The following is a 16,581-nucleotide window of genomic DNA, read 5'->3' as shown; positions in this document are numbered from 1 at the left end:
TGGCTCCTTTCTATAACATTTTTGGCTTTTGGAGACGATCATCTTGGAGAGTTCCATCAAAAAACGACACAATGCGTTTAGTATAAATGGCGACTTCCGGTTCGTGTGTGACCATTACAATAGTCGTTCCATCAGCATTTAATTCTTGAAATATACGCAATATATCAATAGTCGTCTTAGAATCTAAATTACCGGTAGGCTCATCTGCCATTAGAACAGAAGGTTCGTTCACAATAGCGCGGGCAATAGCTACTCGCTGTTTTTGACCACCTGAGATTTCGTTTGGTTTGTGCTTTACTCGATCACTTAACCCCACACGTTCTAGTGCTTTTAAAGCCCGCTGTTTACGTTCTTTAGCGGGGACACCTGCATAAACCATAGGCAATTCTACATTTTCTAGGATCGTCATTCGAGGCATTAAGTTAAAGGATTGAAAAACAAAACCAATTTCTTTGTTTCGGACATGAGCGCCTTGATTATCACTTAAGTTGCTGACATTCTCTCCGTTTAAAAAATAAGTTCCTGAATCAAAATGATCCAATAAACCTAATATATTCATCATTGTTGATTTTCCAGATCCGCTGGGGCCCATAATAGAAGTAAACTCGCTTTTTCCAATGGTCAAGGAGATATTATCTAACGCCACAAGTTTTTCATCTCCTGTTTGATACGTTTTGACGATATTTTTTAATTCAATCATCGCTTTGCCGCCTTTCTATTTTGCTGATACTGAAACGCCATCTTTGATTTTTTCATCAGGAGATAAGATGACAGTTTGATCGGCAGTTAAGCCATCTTTCACTTCAACTTTGGTATCAGATTGGATGCCAATGTCGATCAATTGTGCACGTGCTGTTCCCTTTTCGATAACGTAGACAAATGGTTTGTTTTTATCGTTATAAAGCAAGGCTTCAATAGGCAAAGCGATAGCATTTTCAGCTGTATTAGTGGTAATTTCAGAGTCAATATCAAATCCGGCAAATACATCCTTAGGTGGGGTATCGAATCCGATAGTAGCAGCTAATGCAGTGGTATTTCCGGTTTGACTCATAATAGTCGTAGCGACTGGATCAATATGGGTTACTTTTCCTGAATAAGTTTCTGAACCATTAGATAGGGTAACGGCTTGATCTTTTTTTACTAATGGGGCATCAGACTTAGTTAATTGGACAGTTACTTTTAAATCGCTTAAGTCAGCTAATGTAATAGCTGCTTCGCCGGTCTGTGCACTTAAATCGGCTTCATCAGAGACAACGTTGACATTGGTTACAGTTCCGTCAAAATTAGCTGTTTGTGCTGTTCCGTCTTGATAAAGAACTAGCCGATCGTTTTCTTCTACTTGATCTCCGACAGCTACATCGACCTCAGTAACAAGACCTTGCCCAAAGATTTCTTGTGTTTGTTCAGCTTCTAAAGTTCCTGTAGTTGAAAGAGTTTCAACGATTGTCTCATTTGCTGTTTTTCCGGTTCTGACTGAAATAGCTTCTTCTTTAGCAGAAGTGCCGAAAATACTGTAGCCAATGAAACCTACTACAATCAAGGCTGCCAGAATACCAATTGCTTTTTTTGTATTCATATGGTAAATCTTCCTTTCTTATCTGGTTTTAATCCAACTGATGAATCATCAGTATGACATGATGTCATTTATTCAGTATAACGGTTTTAGTACGCAACGTCTAGCAGGAAAACTTAGATGTAAAAATAGAGGAATACTTTTGGTTCGTGAGCAAATAATTCAGTTTTTTTGCTAAAAAGTGTATAGTTAAAGAAAGTTAGAAAGTAGTATGCATCTATAAAAAAGCTGAAATGAGGAGATCAGTATGAAAAAAGAACTATTTGCAATTGGCGATGTTCATGGACAGATCAATCTTTTTCAAGAAATGCTGACACATTGGAATGAAGCTACTCAGCAATTGCTATTGATTGGAGACTTGGGTGACCGCGGAGAGAATCCAAAAGCTTGTTTTGTATTGGCTAATGAATTAGTTGAAGAAAAAGGCGCGATTTGGCTGAAAGGCAATCACGAAGAAATGCTTCTGGATTTTCTAGAACATCCAGAAGATAATTACGATTTGTATCTACTAAATGGCGGCATGCAGACTTTAGAAACCTTTTTGCATCCTGGGTTAAATGATGAGTACTCTCCGACTGAAGTTGCTATGCTGATGATCAGTCATTACCCTACTTTAAAAGAACGGTTAAAAAACTTACCGTTGTATTTTGAATGGGGAGATTTTGTGTTTGTGCATGCAGGTGTAGATTTATCTAAGAAAGATTGGAAAAAGACAAACCCAAGAGATTTCGTTTGGATTCGCGAGCCGTTTCATACGATGAAGAATAAGACAGGAAAGACAATTGTTTTTGGCCATACACTTACTCCTGCTCTTTACGGAGACAATAAAACAACTGATTTATGGATACAAGATAATAAAATCGGGATTGATGGCGGTGCCGTTTATGGTGGAGCCTTGCACGGCGTAGTTTTTGACTCGGAAAAATTACTGCAAGACTACAAGCTAGTAAATCAAGGATATGTTTGGGATGGACGCGTTTGATTAATTTCGAAAAATAAAGATAGAGCAGGTGCATAAAAATGATTGAATTTAAAGAGGTGACAAAAGAATATATTCCCGGCAAACCAGTGGTATCCAATTTGAATTTGGAAATAAGAGACGGTGAATTTTTTGTTTTGATCGGGCCAAGCGGAAGCGGAAAAACCACAACATTAAAAATGATCAATCGACTGATTACCTTAACCACCGGTTATATTTTCGTCGACGGAAAACCCATTAGTGATTACAACATTCAAGAATTGCGCTGGAACATGGGGTATGTCTTACAGCAAATCGCTTTATTTCCCAATATGACGGTGGAAGAAAACATTACTGTCGTACCTGAAATGAAAAAGATGCCTAAAGACAACATGCAAGAACGTGTAACTGAATTGCTTGAAAGCGTAGGGTTAGATGCTGAAAGTTACCGCCATCGCAGAACCAGTGAATTATCAGGCGGAGAACAGCAGCGGATAGGAGTAGTGCGGGCGCTCGCAGCTGATCCGGATATTATCTTGATGGATGAACCTTTTAGTGCGCTGGATCCAATTAGCCGTCATAACTTGCAAAAAGACGTTGTGGAACTGCATAAAAAATTACAAAAAACAATTGTCTTTGTAACGCATGATATGCAAGAAGCAATGGCATTAGGCGACAGAATCTGCTTAATGAATGATGGGGAAATCGTTCAAGTCGGTACACCTGATGAGATTCGCACACATCCTAAAACCGCATTTGTCAAAGACTTCTTAAAGTCAGGCAATATCGAAGTAGTTGAATCACAATCTATCCAACAGTTAGTGACAGCTGGCTATACACAGCCGGTTGCGGAGGGGGAAAATACTGGGGAATTGCTAAAGGCAACAGATACAGTTGACCAATTAATTACGACCTTATCAAAAGAGGAAGTTGTTTTTATCCAAGATGCTCAAAACCACATTATTGGAAAATTGACACGTAAACAACTGTTGGCTTACTTAGCAGCAAATATTACTGCTGGAGGTGTAACAGAATGAACGCATGGATAACGACCTTCCAAGAACGAAAAGGGGCATTAGGGACAGCTTTGATCGAACATATCCAGTTATCTTTTATTTCACTATTGATTGCGGTGCTGATTGCGATTCCTTTAGCTATTTATTTAGCTCAGCATAAAAAAGCTGCAGGTCCAATCATTCAAATCACAGCTATTTTTCAAACTATTCCTTCCTTAGCTTTGCTCGGCTTACTGATTCCATTAGTCGGGATCGGCAAGGTGCCGGCTGTCGTTGCTTTAGTCATTTATGCTTTATTGCCGATTTTGCGCAACACATATACCGGGTTGACAGAAATTGACCCGTCATTAGATGAAGCAGCTGATGCCATGGGAATGGATCGCAAGCGGAAACTGTTAAAAGTTCAAATTCCGATTGCGATGCCCATCATTATGGCGGGGATCAGGAACGCAATGGTTTTAATTATTGGAACGGGAACGATTGCTGCTTTGATCGGTGCCGGCGGATTAGGGAGTTTGATTCTACTGGGAATCGATCGAGGAAATAATCAATTGATTTTAATGGGAGCTATTCCAGCAGCCATTTTAGCAGTTGGCTTTGATTATGTATTGAGTTATTTTGAAAAAGTTTCTTTTAAGCGAACCATTCAAGTTCTGGGGTCAGTGACAGTCGTTATGCTGGTACTGATGATTGTACCTTTGATCAGTGGTAAAGATAAAGAGATTGTGATTGCAGGCAAATTAGGAGCAGAGCCTGAAATCATCATGAATATGTACAAAGAGCTGATTGAAGATCAAACAGATTTATCCGTTCAATTAAAACCGAATATGGGGAAAACGACTTTTGTTTTTAATGCTTTAGAATCAGGAGATATCGATATTTATACAGAGTACAGCGGTACGATTTTAGCTACCTTTTTAAATGAAGAAGCAAAATCGACAGATGAACAAGAAGTCGTTGAACAAGCTCGTCAAGGACTAGCTCAACAATATAACATGTCATTATTGGAGCCAATGGCGTTTAATAATACTTATGCTTTAGCAGTTACACCAGAGCTGGCCGAACAATATCAGTTGAAAAAAATATCAGATCTTCAAGCTGTTACAGATCAGCTTAAAGTAGGATTTACACTTGAATTCGCAGATCGCAAAGATGGTTATTTAGGAATTCAAGATTTATATGGGATAACATTTGATAATTTACAGACAATGGAACCTAAATTGCGTTACTCAGCGATTAAAACGGGAGATATCAATATGGTTGATGCATATTCGACTGACAGTGAATTGGCTCAATATGATTTAACGGTTCTAGAAGACGACAAAGGGTTGTTTCCACCTTATCAAGGGGCACCTTTATTGTTGACTAAAACGTTGGAAAAACACCCTGAGCTGGAAAACGTGTTAAATCAATTAGGCGAAAAAATCACAGATGAAGAAATGCGCCAGATGAACTATGAAGTCAATGTAAACAATGCGAATCCGCAAGCAGTCGCGCATCAGTTCTTAATAGAACAACAATTAATAAAAAAATAAATCTGTAAAGTATTCTAATGACGAATTAGAATACTTTATTGATTTTTGCGGCTTAAAAAGTTACTGTAAATGAAGCAGTTAGGTAAAGAAATGGGGCAAGACAATGAAAATTGGTGTATTATCAGATTTGCATATCGATACAAACGGGAAGCATTTACCCGAGAATGAGACATTTGCGACTTTGTTGAATAATCAGATAAAAAAACAGCAAATCGATCTTTTCTTAATAGGTGGAGATATTAGCAGCGATTACCGCGTGTCGCAAGCTTTTTTAGATGAACTTGGGCAATTAAGCGGTATTCCGATATTGTTTGTACCTGGCAATCACGATTATTGGTCTAGGAACAATGGAGAAACCGATACGAAAAAAATTTATGATTATTTTAAAAGCCAGCCGGAAAGCATTTTAGAGCGGCCTTATATTATTAACGATCAATGGGCTGTAGTGGGCAATTCAGGCTGGTATGATTATGGGTTTGCAGATACAAACCAATACGATGACCTGGATTTTCAAAAAATGAAATTGCGTGTAGGTACTTGGCAAGACAAACGGTACTGTGACTGGGACGAATCAGACCAAGCAGTAGCTCAATGGATGTTGGAAAAAATGGAAGAAGATCTGGAAAAAGTCGGAGATCGAAACGTTATTTTAATGACTCATGTAGTGACACACCCTAAATTTGTTGTAACTTTACCGCATAAAATCTATGATTATTTCAATGCTTTTTTAGGCAGTTCTTCTTATGGCAAGCTGTATGAAGAGTATCCTAACATTGTTTACAGTGTTATGGGACATGTTCATTTCCGAAAAACTTTTTTTGCAGACCATGTTCAATTTATTTGTGCTTGTTTAGGCGGTAAAAAACATTGGCCGACGAAAAGCACAGAATCAGAAATTCTAAATGCCATGTTTACTTTCAATTTGCCGGACTAAAAACAACGATAGTTTAATCGTTGTTTTTTTAGAGGGATACATGCATCAAAAGCAGTTAAAAAGAGTTTTTTTGAGAAAACGAGTAAGTATCTTGAAAGAATATTTTCTAGAACGTATGGAACAGCTTGGAGAATTCTCTAAAAAAGGATAGAAAAATTAGGAAAGATTAAATGTTTTATAGCACGTTCATTTTGTTTCTCAGTTAATAAAGGGTGAAGTGTCAGTTAGAGGCGGTCTAGCGAACAAAAGAACTAGAAGAACTAGGAAAAAAGCTCCTCTTAAGAAATAAAGAGGTTTTCAAGTGTTAGTCGATTCGGATTATTAAAGCGTTATCATTCAGTCTTTTTATTTTCTAATTCATCAAAGATTTCAAGCAGCACGCGTATGTACTTAGGTGATACAATGTTAATTTACTTATTCTCAGCAAGGCTAAAAAAATTCAATTGTTTCAACATAGTTCTAAAGGTGCTTTTGTGAAACAAAAAGATATATGCTAAAATAAGACGGGTAAGATGGAACGAGAGAGGAAGAACTGAATGACTGAAACAGCTGAAAAAATAGTTTTAGATTTATTAAAAAAAGAATTAAAAACGTACTCTACCAAACAATTAACTACTGTTTTAAACTTATTAGCAGAAGGCAATACAGTGCCTTTTATTGCCCGTTACCGAAAAGAAATGACAGGCACATTAGATGAAGTACAAATCCGTGAAATCGAAGAACGGTATACGTATTTACAAACTCTGGAAAAACGCAAAAGCGATGTTATCCGGACAATTGAAGAACAAGGAAAATTAACTGCAGAATTAAAACAAGCTATTGAAAAAGCAGATAAAATGCAATTAGTGGAAGACTTATATCGTCCATTCAAGCAAAAGCGCCGGACGAAAGCAACGATTGCCAAAGAAAGCGGCTTGGAACCATTAGCAGATTGGTTGCTGACTTTTTCAATGGGTGATGTGACAGCAGAAGCAGCCAAGTATATAGACGCAGAAAAAAACGTAGCTTCAGTTGAAGCTGCTTTGGCAGGGGCTCATGAAATTATTGCTGAGAGAATCAGTGATGAACCGCGTTACCGGACTTGGATCCGTGATTACACAGCTAAAAATGGCACAATAACAACAACGGTTAAAAAACAAGAAAAAGATGAAAAAGGCATTTTTGAAATGTACTATGATTACAATGAGCCGGTTAATAAATTGGTTTCACATCGAATATTGGCCATCAACCGCGGTGAAAAAGAAGGAATTTTAAAAGTAGCCTTGTTAGTTGACGAGCCTAGCATCCTTAAGTATATAGTTAAGGAGATGATTAAAGAGGAAAAGTCGCCTGCTGCCCCATATGTGACAGCAGCTATTGAAGACAGTTATAAACGGTTTATTGGGCCGTCGATCGAACGTGAAATTCGGTCTGAGTTGACGGAACAAGCTGATGAACAAGCGATTAATATTTTTGGCGAGAATTTGCGCAACTTATTGTTGCAACCGCCGTTAAAAGGTAAAATGGTATTGGGATTAGATCCGGCTTATCGGACAGGCTGTAAATTAGCTGTTATCGATCCTACTGGAAAAGTTATCGATATTGATGTAATCTATCCGCATAAACCAGCTGGCAACGAAGCTCGAAATCAAGCAGCCGTTAAATTTAAACAATTAGTCGAACAATTTGATGTAGAAATGGTGGCAATCGGAAATGGCACCGCTAGTCGAGAATCTGAAACGTTTGTTACTGATAATTTAAAAGAAATCGATCGACAAGTTTTCTATGTTATTGTCAACGAAGCAGGAGCCTCTGTTTACTCAGCTAGTCCGGTTGCTCGTCAAGAATTTCCAGATCTGCAAGTGGAACAAAGAAGTGCTGTCAGCATCGCCCGTCGTTTACAAGATCCTTTAGCCGAATTGGTGAAAATCGATCCTAAATCGGTCGGTGTTGGCCAATATCAACACGATGTGTCACAAAAACGTTTAGAAGAACGGTTGGATTTTGTTGTCGAAACAGCGGTTAACCAAGTAGGTGTCAATGTGAATACTGCAAGTGCACAATTGCTGCAACATGTGGCCGGTTTAAATAAGACAACTGCCAATAACGTTATTGCTTATCGTGAAGAAAATGGGCGTTTTGAGAGCCGAGCACAATTAAAGAAAGTGCCGCGCTTAGGACCAAAAGCGTATGAACAATCGGTTGGGTTTATGCGAATCGTTGATGGAAAAAATGTATTGGATAATACTGGAATTCACCCCGAAACGTATAAAGAAGCTAAAGAGATTCTAGAATTAGCCGGTGTAACGTTAAAAGACGTCGGCAGTATGAAAGCTAAAAAAGCTTTAGAACAATTAGATCAAGCAGAATTGATGCAGGCAACAGGATTAGGCAAGGAAACACTAAAAGATATGCTGCAAGCCTTATCCACACCAGGGCGTGATTTGCGTGATGAAATGCCGGCTCCTTTGTTACGGACAGACGTGCTAAGCATGGAAGACTTGCAAGCGGGAATGGAATTAGAAGGAACCGTCCGGAACGTAGTCGATTTTGGTGCATTTGTCGATATCGGCGTGAAACAAGACGGGCTAGTGCATATTTCAAAATTAAGCAAAGGTTATGTCCAACACCCGACAAATGTAGTAGCTGTCGGTGATGTGGTGACGGTTTGGGTAGAAGACATTGATGTCAATAAAGGTCGTATCTCTTTAACAATGCTGCCGCCTAAAAAGCAAGACTAAAGCAATAGAACACATAAGGAAAATAAAAGGAATTTGCTTTTTGGAGCACGTTTAAGAAAAATAGTTCAGAAAGAGGATGAGACTTTTGTCTCATCCTCCTCCTTTTTGTCTAACGGAGGAAAAAAGCTTTTGGAAGTAGTGAATAGTATAGGAAGGAATAGGAAAATTGAATCAAAAAGAATTGCAGAAATTAGTAGAAGAAACGTCAATAAACGATTTTGGACAACCATTTAAATACCAAGCGACTTTTAATAACCGTCTGCGTACAACCGGAGGAAGGTATCACTTAGCAACACATAATTTGGATTTTAACCTCAAGATCTTAGAAACTTTCGGCATGGAAGAGTTTATTAAAGTGATAAAACATGAATTATGTCATTATCACTTACATTTAGCAGGTAAAGGCTACCAACACAAAGATGTTGATTTTAAGCAGCTGCTGAAAAAAGTAGACGGAACGCGTTATGTTCAATCATTAGCACCCGTGAAACAACCGAAAAAATTTTGGGTTTACCAATGTCAAACATGTCAGAATGCTATCTATCGGCAAAGACGTTTTAACACAAAACGATATGTTTGCGGAAAATGTCGTGGGAAGCTCATTCTTTCAGGGCAGACAGAATGAGCTTCAAAATAAAAGAGACTAAAGCTGATACGAGTTATTAACAGTTAAACAGCTAAATTTGTTATGCTGATAGCAGTAAGCATAAGCAAAATTTACCGCATGGGGGACGACCGTATGAAACAAACAACCGTCATTCAAGAATTATTAAGTGCAACGTTTCCAGATTATTCTCAAGTAGCTAAAAAGCAAGTAGCGATCGAGGAAACAGAAAAGCAATTTAACCTGTTAAAGGGGTTAAATAAAATTAGAAAGAAGCCTGCCCGTTATTTGAATAGCTTTATATGGTCTAAAGAAAAAACTGATTTTACAACAGAGCCGGCCGTAACGGTCGATGCTGCTGGTCAAGTTTTCCCAATCTGGAAAAGCCAGTTAGACCAGGCAATGACTCGTTTAAGCCAGCAAGTCAGAACAGTATCTGTTTTGGATTATGGAGCAGTTGGGGATGGGAAAACAGATTGTACTGCAGCTTTTAAACGAGCTATTTCATCTGGCAGGCGTCGGGTAATCATTCCACCTGGAACGTATCGAACAAGAGGGATTAAGCTTCCTTCTTATACAGAATTGATTGGCAGCGGATCAGGAACGACTACTTTGGTTTTGGCTGATTCCGCGCCAAAAAGAGAACGATTGGTCAGCAATTTAAGTTATTTAAAAGGCAACCATTTTCTGAGGATAGAAGGTCTGTGTTTAGATTGGAATATCCAACGGTTTTCTGAAGCGGAAAGAAGTGCCTCAGGTGGGACAAGTTCGAGCGGACTTACACTAGCTCATGTCCAGTATGCTCTCGTTCGGGATATCATTGTTAAAAACCCTGGACTTCATGGCGTCGATGTTACTTCAGCTTTTTATAATTATTTTGGTGATGGCAAACGTGCTCGTTTAGGCAGCCGTTATGTTTGGATCGATCAAGTAGAAGTTTCTGGTTTCGGTGATGATGGGATTACAACTCATCACAGTGATCATATTCTGATTTCAAACAGCTTTTTACATCATCCATCCGGCCGTGCGCACAAAACAGGGCAATCCAATTCAAATGGCATTGAGGTAGATGATGGATCCCAACACGTGACGTTGACCAACAATCTTACCGCTTATTGTTTTGGAGGGATTGAAATCAAAGCTCATGAAACAAGTTCAGCTGCTTCGGATACACAAATTATTGGACATTATTCTTATCATGACAATCGGTCGTATAACTTTAGACATATTGGGCACCATAGTCTGACAGATAAAGCGTCTCGATCGGCTTTTGGAATACGAGGGACCTATCTAGCTGCTTATTATCCACAAGAAACGCAACTTTATACAGCATCATCACCAAGAGCTCTCGTTATTTCAGCTTATCAAAAAGTAGCGATCAATCATTTTTTTGCGCAAGCACAACCAGTTGATGATGCTAATCATATTGCTATTTCAATACAATATCGAGCAGGAGAAGTCAAAATCAAAAATATTCAATTGGAAAATTACTCTAAAAGGAATCGAATAGTTCGAGTTAGTGATACAACTTCTCATGTTCAAATAAACTATAAATAAAAAACAGCATCACATATTTTTTGTGTGGTGCTGTTTACTGTATTTGGGATAGTTTACGAAAGGTCAGCTTTTATCGTAAAGTTCAGATCTTATTCTTTAACCTCTTTTTTTAACCATTTTGCAGTCAATGTATTAGCTAGCAATAAGTCTTTAGGAAGTCCTTCAAAAATAATAAAACCGCCTTTTTTTCCGCCTTCAGGTCCCATTTCAATAATCCAGTCGCTTTTAGCTATAAAATCAAGATTATGTTCAATAATAATCACAGAGTTTCCTTTATTTACAAGATTTTGAAAAACTTCTAAAAGTTTCGCGTTGTCTTTCATATGCAAGCCTAGTGAAGGTTCGTCTAAAAGATAAATTTGACCTTCTTTTTTTAGATAACTTGCAAGCTTAAGTCGCTGAATCTCTCCGCCGCTTAAAGAACTTGTCGTTTGACCTAGTGTCAAATAACTTAAGCCGACCTCTTTTAGTGTGCTTACTTTTTTTATGTTTTTTTCTTTTTCAAAGTAATACAGAGCTTCGTCAATGGTAAGTTCCAATATTTCAACAATATTTTTTCCTTTATACTGATAAGAGCGTGCTTTATCTGAATAACGTGTACCGCCGCAAGCTTCACAGACGACAGTTACCGGATCTGCAAAAGCTACATCAGGTTGAGTAACACCTTTTCCATGACATACAGGACAAGCGCCTAAAGAGTTGAAACTAAATAATCCAATTGGCTGGTTAGTAACTTTCGCGAGAATAGCGCGTATATCGTCCATTATCCCCATATATGTGGCAAGCGTAGAACGGCTGGATATTCCAATGCTGCTTTGGTTTACACTGATTGTTTCTGGATACTTTTGCATAAATGCTTCTAACATTAATGAACTTTTGCCAGAACCTGACACTCCCGAAACGGAAACCAAAACGTTTTTAGGAATGCGTACACTCACATCTTTTAAGTTATTATTAGTAACATGATCAAGCGAAAAAAAGGTGTCTGTTTTTCTAGGGTTTTTATTAATTTCTAATTGTTTTTCTAAAGAGGTCGAAGCTCGTTGGCTATTCTTTAAGCCAAGAGGAGTGCCTTGATAAATAACTTCTCCACCTTTGATACCTGCACTTGGTCCCATTTCAATGATTTCATCAGCAGCTTTTATAATGGATAAGTCATGTTCAATTACAATGACTGTATTATGCTTATTTTTTATACTATTTAGCATACTGATTAGCATACCGACTTCTTCAGGATGCAAACCAGCACTAGGTTCATCAAAAATATAAGTCATATTATTTAAGCTGCTGCCTAAATGTCGAGCAATCTTTACTCTTTGAGCTTCGCCTCCTGACAACGTCTCCATTTTTCTCGATAAGCTTAGATACCCTAAACCCATTTCTATCAGTTGTTCTATTGGAGAGACAGCTTGTTGTGCAATAGATTTCCCAATAGAATCCGTTATATGATTGAGCTCGTTGATTAGTTTTGTCATTTCTAAATCAGAGTATTCCAAAATGTTGAACCCATTAATTTTAGAGTCTAAGACTTTGGGATTTAGTCCCGTTCCGCCACAAAGCGGACAGACAGAATGTGTAGAGACTGCCAAAACGTCAGCTTGAGACACTTGTTTTAGCTTTGTAACATCTCTATTAATATAAAGTCTTGTAAATCTAGGCAACAGTCCGTCCCATTGTGCATTTTGAGGACCGTCTTTAGTATGGAATGGTGCATAAATAGTACCGCCGCCAGGAGGTCCATATAAAAATAAATCTTGATTTTCTTTTGAATAATTCTTAATAGGCTTATCCGGATCAAATAAACCACAAGTCATCATCCATTGACCTTGCCAACCTGAAGGTGATAAAGGTTTAAATTGAACAGCATATTCTCTAAGAGACTTATCAAAATCAACTAACTTACTTAAATCAGCGGTTACTACTTCTCCAAAACCGTCACACGTTGGACATCTCCCGAAAGTGCTTTGCCTGGAAAAATCCGTAGCACTTCCAATTTGAGGTTCTCCAATTCTAGAAAATAAAAGCCGAATAAGCGGATCAATGTCCATATAAGTTCCGACTGTTGAATGAGAATTTGATCTTATAGATCGTTGTTGTATTACCACAACAGGACTTAAATTTTGCATTAGATCCGCGTGAGGTCGTTCGTATCTTGGCATCTGATTTCTAACATATAAAGGATAATTTAAAGTCATCTGCCTTCTGCTTTCTCTTGCAAGCGTATCAAAAGCCACTGAGCTTTTTCCTGAACCAGACAGACCTGTAAAAACAGTGATTAAATTTTTGGGGATAGTTAAATTAATATTTTTTAAATTATTTTCTTTAAGTCCTTTTAATATAATTTCGTCTTTTTTATTTGGCATATTATATCCTCCTTGATATTTTTTATTGATCATCTCGTTGAATATTAAATTATTTCATTATAAAAGTTGTATCAAATCAAATTTCACCTATAAGGTTAACAGAAATAGAATAAAGGTGGAAAATATTAGCTTAAATAAGAGGACTGCTTTTTATCAGATCTGCTCTTATTTTGGCTTTGTATGTTGCGGTATGTGTAAAATAGTTCTCGAGAGTTAATAATTTTACTAGCAAAAAGAAAGAAGGCGTTCTATCATAAATGTATGCTTGACCGGCAAATACATAAATGAAAGAGGCCTTCTTATGAATAAGATTATATCAAAGGTTTACCAAATAATAAAGGATTCAAGTAACTTAATAGAGACAGAAGAAGCTATTCAAGTTTATATGTATGAAGTATTTTCTGAATTAGTAGGAGATGTCTTCACTCATATCAATCAGGTGATCAAAGAGGAGAAACAACTTGAAGGTTGGAAAGTGAAACGAGAAGATTGGAAAACGGTCCAATTTATTTTCGGTCCCGTTCGGTACTATCGTACCTTAATGGTAGATCACACGGATCAGAATCATTATCCACTAGATGAGTGGTTAGGCATTCGAAAATATCAGCGTCATAGTCCATTAGTAGAAGTAAAAGTGGCTGAGTTGGCGAGTAAAGCTACTTATCGAGATACTGCAACTATTCTAAATGAATGGACGGCTGTCACGATCAGCCACCAAACAGTTGGCAGTCTTCTTAAACGCGTTGGATCAGCACAAGCACGTGAAGATGAAGAAAGCGTATTGGAGCTAGAAGAAGCAGCTGAATTGCCTGAAGGAAAAAAAGTGGACTATTTCTATGCCGAGGCTGATGGAGTTTTTGTTCGTGGAACAGAAAAGAAAAAAAGCTTAGAAGTTCGTCATGCCATTCTTTACGAAGGCTGGAATAAAAACGGAGAACGCGTTTCCTTAAAGGAACCTAAAGCCATTATGACGACTAAAAAAACCGCTGGTTTTTGGGCAGAGGTCCAAGCCTTTACAGCGAATCATTATGCCTTACAACAAGCCCAAGTCATTACCAATAGTGACGGTGGACAAGGCTATACTGCAGATAGATTCCAAGAAGCTTTTTCTCAATCGAATTATCCCGTTTTCAATCAGCTAGACTCTTATCATGTCTTTCAAGGGTTAAATCGTGCATTTGGTGTGAAAACGACTGTCTTTAAACAACAGGTCAAGCAAGCGATAAAAACACACGATTTAGATGATTTAACTATTTGGTTAGATACGTATGAAAGTACGTTAGACGAAACTTCAGCAGTGGAAAAACTGAATACATTTAGAACCTATGTCTTACGGAATTGGGATCGGATTTTCGATTGGCGCGAAAAAGTAGAACAAGCACCAGAGGATGCAAGAGGTTTAGGCGCAATGGAATCGAATCAACGACACATCTCTTTTCGCATGAAAAAGCGTGGGATGCATTGGAGCGCAGAAGGTTGCGAAGCTATGGTAAAGGTAAAACAAGGGATGTTCAATCACACCTTGCGTGAAGCCTACCTTCATCAACAAAATAGAAGTGCGAGACAACAGCGCAAGCTGAACCAAACGGTTCGTTTATCGTCGTTATTGCATGAGAAAACACGGCAGTCAGTCGGGGCAAAGAATGGGACCATTCCCTTGTATGCCTCTCGTTCATCGGCAATAGGACAATTAATTAAAAGTTTTCGTTAATTCCTGTCTTTTGGGAGAAGGTTCCTGGTTTTAGGAACGTTCTTCCAAAAGATGGGCCAGCAAGCGGCGGAGCCGTGCGGTAGCTGATGGGTGTACAAAAATAGAGTGCCTAAACTAGTGAAGGAATAGGACACTCGAGAAAAACTTGACACAAACTATGTTGCGGTACCTATTGCAAAATTACTTTTGTAAATGTATAGTTATGACTATAAGAAATAAACTGAGTTTTAGAAGGGTTAGACTAAGCGGTCGTGGCGGAATTGGTAGACGCGCCAGCTTGAGGGGCTGGTCGAGAAATTCTTGGTGGGGGTTCGAGTCCCCCCGACCGCATATTGAGAATAGCAAGTTAATAGGGTTTTACCCTTACAGGTACTTTTTTCTCTTTTATTAAAAGGGAGAAAAGTACCTGTTTCTTTGTGAAGAGAGAAATGCAGGACTCTTATTTTATTAAAAGTTTAATTTTTCGATTCGATCAAAAGCTTCTTTCAATAATACAAGATTTTGTGTTGCTGCAAGTCGAATATATTGATCGCCAGATTCGCCAAAAGCTTTGCCAGGAATCACGAGGACTTGAGTTTCTTTTAATAATTTTTCTGTAAAAGCAACAGAATCCAAACTGGTTTTTGAAATATTAATAAAAGCATACATACTGCCTTTAACTGGATGCAATGACAAAAACGAAATTTCAGCGACACGCTCAGCAATATATTCAAGACGTTCTTGGAAAACAGAGGTCACTTTAGGCACCAATTCATCTGCATGGTCTAAAGCATAAATTCCAGCACGTTGAGAGAGAGTTGGTGCCGAGTAAGTAATGCTTTCGTTGATAAGTTTGGCGGCTTCATTTAAATAGTCTGGGGCAATCATATACCCAATTCGCCAACCTGTCATCGCAAATGCTTTTGAAAAACTGCTGAAGGTAACTGTATGTTCAGGCGCGAATGTTGCCATAGGGACAAAATCATTATAAAAAGTAAAAGCTTCATACACTTCATCAGATAAAATATAAAAATTGTGTTCGATAGCCAAGTCAGCAATTTGTTTGAAGAGTTCCGGACTAAAAACGGCGCCCGTTGGATTATTTGGCGAATTGATGATGATAGCTTTGGTTTTATCTGTAATAGCAGATTTTAAAAGTTCGATATCAATTTGAAAACCATCTTTTTCATAAGTTGGCATGAAGACTGGAATCCCACCAGAAAAAATTACTTGATCCTTGTAAGGAGAGAAGTAAGGCTCGTGAATAATGACTTCATCACCAGGATTTAAAATAGTTTTCAACGTCAAATACATACCATGAAGTGCGCCGACTGTAGCCCGAACTTGATTCGGTTTGAACGTTAATTGGTAATGTTTTTCATAAAAATCAATCACTGCTTGTAAAAAGTCTTGGCTGCCGCCAGAAGCCGTATACTTCGTATGTCCTTGTTTTGCTGCTTCGAAGGCAGCATCAATGATAGCTTCATCGGTGATTAAATCTGGATCACCGATCGATAGATCAATGAGGTTTTCTGTTTCACTTGCGAGTGTCGCAATTTCCATCAGAATGTTTTCATCAGGAAACTGGTGAGCTAAGGCTGTATATGTTTTATCCACTTTTAAAACTCCTT

General features: G+C 38.1%; 12 protein-coding genes and 1 tRNA gene. 9 read left to right on the top strand and 4 right to left on the bottom strand.

The window, feature by feature from the left end:
* Positions 1-10: 10 nt before the first annotated feature.
* Together JHE06_RS09450 and JHE06_RS09445 are read right to left on the bottom strand one after the other, a co-directional pair.
* Entirely contained in the window at positions 11-700 is a 690-nt protein-coding gene (locus JHE06_RS09450; protein WP_201088615.1) for an ABC transporter ATP-binding protein, read from the bottom strand.
* Positions 701-715: 15 nt separating this feature from the next.
* On the bottom strand, positions 716-1,576 hold the full coding sequence (locus tag JHE06_RS09445; RefSeq protein ID WP_201088614.1) for an efflux RND transporter periplasmic adaptor subunit: 861 nt from the start codon (positions 1,574-1,576) through the stop codon (positions 716-718).
* Between the two features lie 244 nt (positions 1,577-1,820).
* On the opposite strand from JHE06_RS09445, the gene JHE06_RS09440 reads away from it, so the two are divergent.
* From JHE06_RS09440 to JHE06_RS09410, 7 genes are all read left to right on the top strand, one after another.
* Positions 1,821-2,555 (top strand): metallophosphoesterase, encoded by a 735-nt coding sequence (locus JHE06_RS09440; RefSeq protein ID WP_201088613.1) that lies wholly within the window; start codon positions 1,821-1,823, stop codon positions 2,553-2,555.
* Positions 2,556-2,593: 38 nt separating this feature from the next.
* A complete protein-coding gene (locus JHE06_RS09435; protein WP_201088612.1) occupies positions 2,594-3,568 on the top strand; it encodes an ABC transporter ATP-binding protein in 975 nt (324 codons plus the stop codon).
* Complete coding sequence (locus JHE06_RS09430) at positions 3,565-5,082, top strand: ABC transporter permease/substrate-binding protein (protein ID WP_201088611.1); 1,518 nt, start codon at positions 3,565-3,567, stop codon at positions 5,080-5,082. Before JHE06_RS09435 ends, JHE06_RS09430 begins: the two co-directional genes overlap by 4 nt.
* A 103-nt stretch (positions 5,083-5,185) precedes the next feature.
* Positions 5,186-6,016, top strand: coding sequence for a metallophosphoesterase (locus JHE06_RS09425; RefSeq protein WP_201088610.1), 831 nt, complete (start codon positions 5,186-5,188; stop codon positions 6,014-6,016).
* 536 nt (positions 6,017-6,552) lie between these two features.
* Positions 6,553-8,736 (top strand): Tex family protein, encoded by a 2,184-nt coding sequence (locus JHE06_RS09420; RefSeq protein ID WP_201088609.1) that lies wholly within the window; start codon positions 6,553-6,555, stop codon positions 8,734-8,736.
* 166 nt (positions 8,737-8,902) lie between these two features.
* Positions 8,903-9,361 (top strand): SprT family protein, encoded by a 459-nt coding sequence (locus JHE06_RS09415; RefSeq protein WP_201088608.1) that lies wholly within the window; start codon positions 8,903-8,905, stop codon positions 9,359-9,361.
* Positions 9,362-9,475: 114 nt separating this feature from the next.
* Positions 9,476-10,897 (top strand): glycosyl hydrolase family 28-related protein, encoded by a 1,422-nt coding sequence (locus JHE06_RS09410; protein ID WP_035032092.1) that lies wholly within the window; start codon positions 9,476-9,478, stop codon positions 10,895-10,897.
* Positions 10,898-10,986: 89 nt separating this feature from the next.
* Here the strand turns inward: JHE06_RS09410 and JHE06_RS09405 are convergent, their stop codons facing one another.
* Positions 10,987-13,260, bottom strand: coding sequence for an ATP-binding cassette domain-containing protein (locus JHE06_RS09405; protein WP_035032096.1), 2,274 nt, complete (start codon positions 13,258-13,260; stop codon positions 10,987-10,989).
* Positions 13,261-13,561: 301 nt separating this feature from the next.
* Between JHE06_RS09405 and JHE06_RS09400 the strand changes: the two genes are divergently transcribed.
* A complete protein-coding gene (locus JHE06_RS09400) occupies positions 13,562-14,971 on the top strand; it encodes an ISLre2 family transposase (protein ID WP_201088607.1) in 1,410 nt (469 codons plus the stop codon).
* Between the two features lie 245 nt (positions 14,972-15,216).
* Positions 15,217-15,301, top strand: a tRNA-Leu gene (locus tag JHE06_RS09395).
* A 117-nt stretch (positions 15,302-15,418) separates the two neighbouring features.
* On the opposite strand, the gene JHE06_RS09390 is transcribed toward JHE06_RS09395, so the two are convergent.
* Positions 15,419-16,567 (bottom strand): pyridoxal phosphate-dependent aminotransferase, encoded by a 1,149-nt coding sequence (locus JHE06_RS09390; protein WP_201088606.1) that lies wholly within the window; start codon positions 16,565-16,567, stop codon positions 15,419-15,421.
* Positions 16,568-16,581 lie beyond the last annotated feature (14 nt).

This window comes from Carnobacterium sp. CS13, from assembly GCF_016653495.1.
Taxonomy (GTDB): Bacteria; Bacillota; Bacilli; order Lactobacillales; family Carnobacteriaceae; genus Carnobacterium_A; species Carnobacterium_A antarcticum.
The sequence above is the reverse complement of the archived record's forward strand: the minus strand, read 5'-3'. Positions and strand labels throughout refer to the sequence as shown.

Coding starts and splice junctions, on each gene's coding strand:
- JHE06_RS09450 (WP_201088615.1), bottom strand. CDS start 700: ATGATTGAATTAAAAAATATCGTCAAAACGTATCAAACAGGAGATGAA.
- JHE06_RS09445 (WP_201088614.1), bottom strand. CDS start 1,576: ATGAATACAAAAAAAGCAATTGGTATTCTGGCAGCCTTGATTGTAGTA.
- JHE06_RS09440 (WP_201088613.1), top strand. CDS start 1,821: ATGAAAAAAGAACTATTTGCAATTGGCGATGTTCATGGACAGATCAAT.
- JHE06_RS09435 (WP_201088612.1), top strand. CDS start 2,594: ATGATTGAATTTAAAGAGGTGACAAAAGAATATATTCCCGGCAAACCA.
- JHE06_RS09430 (WP_201088611.1), top strand. CDS start 3,565: ATGAACGCATGGATAACGACCTTCCAAGAACGAAAAGGGGCATTAGGG.
- JHE06_RS09425 (WP_201088610.1), top strand. CDS start 5,186: ATGAAAATTGGTGTATTATCAGATTTGCATATCGATACAAACGGGAAG.
- JHE06_RS09420 (WP_201088609.1), top strand. CDS start 6,553: ATGACTGAAACAGCTGAAAAAATAGTTTTAGATTTATTAAAAAAAGAA.
- JHE06_RS09410 (WP_035032092.1), top strand. CDS start 9,476: ATGAAACAAACAACCGTCATTCAAGAATTATTAAGTGCAACGTTTCCA.
- JHE06_RS09405 (WP_035032096.1), bottom strand. CDS start 13,260: ATGCCAAATAAAAAAGACGAAATTATATTAAAAGGACTTAAAGAAAAT.
- JHE06_RS09400 (WP_201088607.1), top strand. CDS start 13,562: ATGAATAAGATTATATCAAAGGTTTACCAAATAATAAAGGATTCAAGT.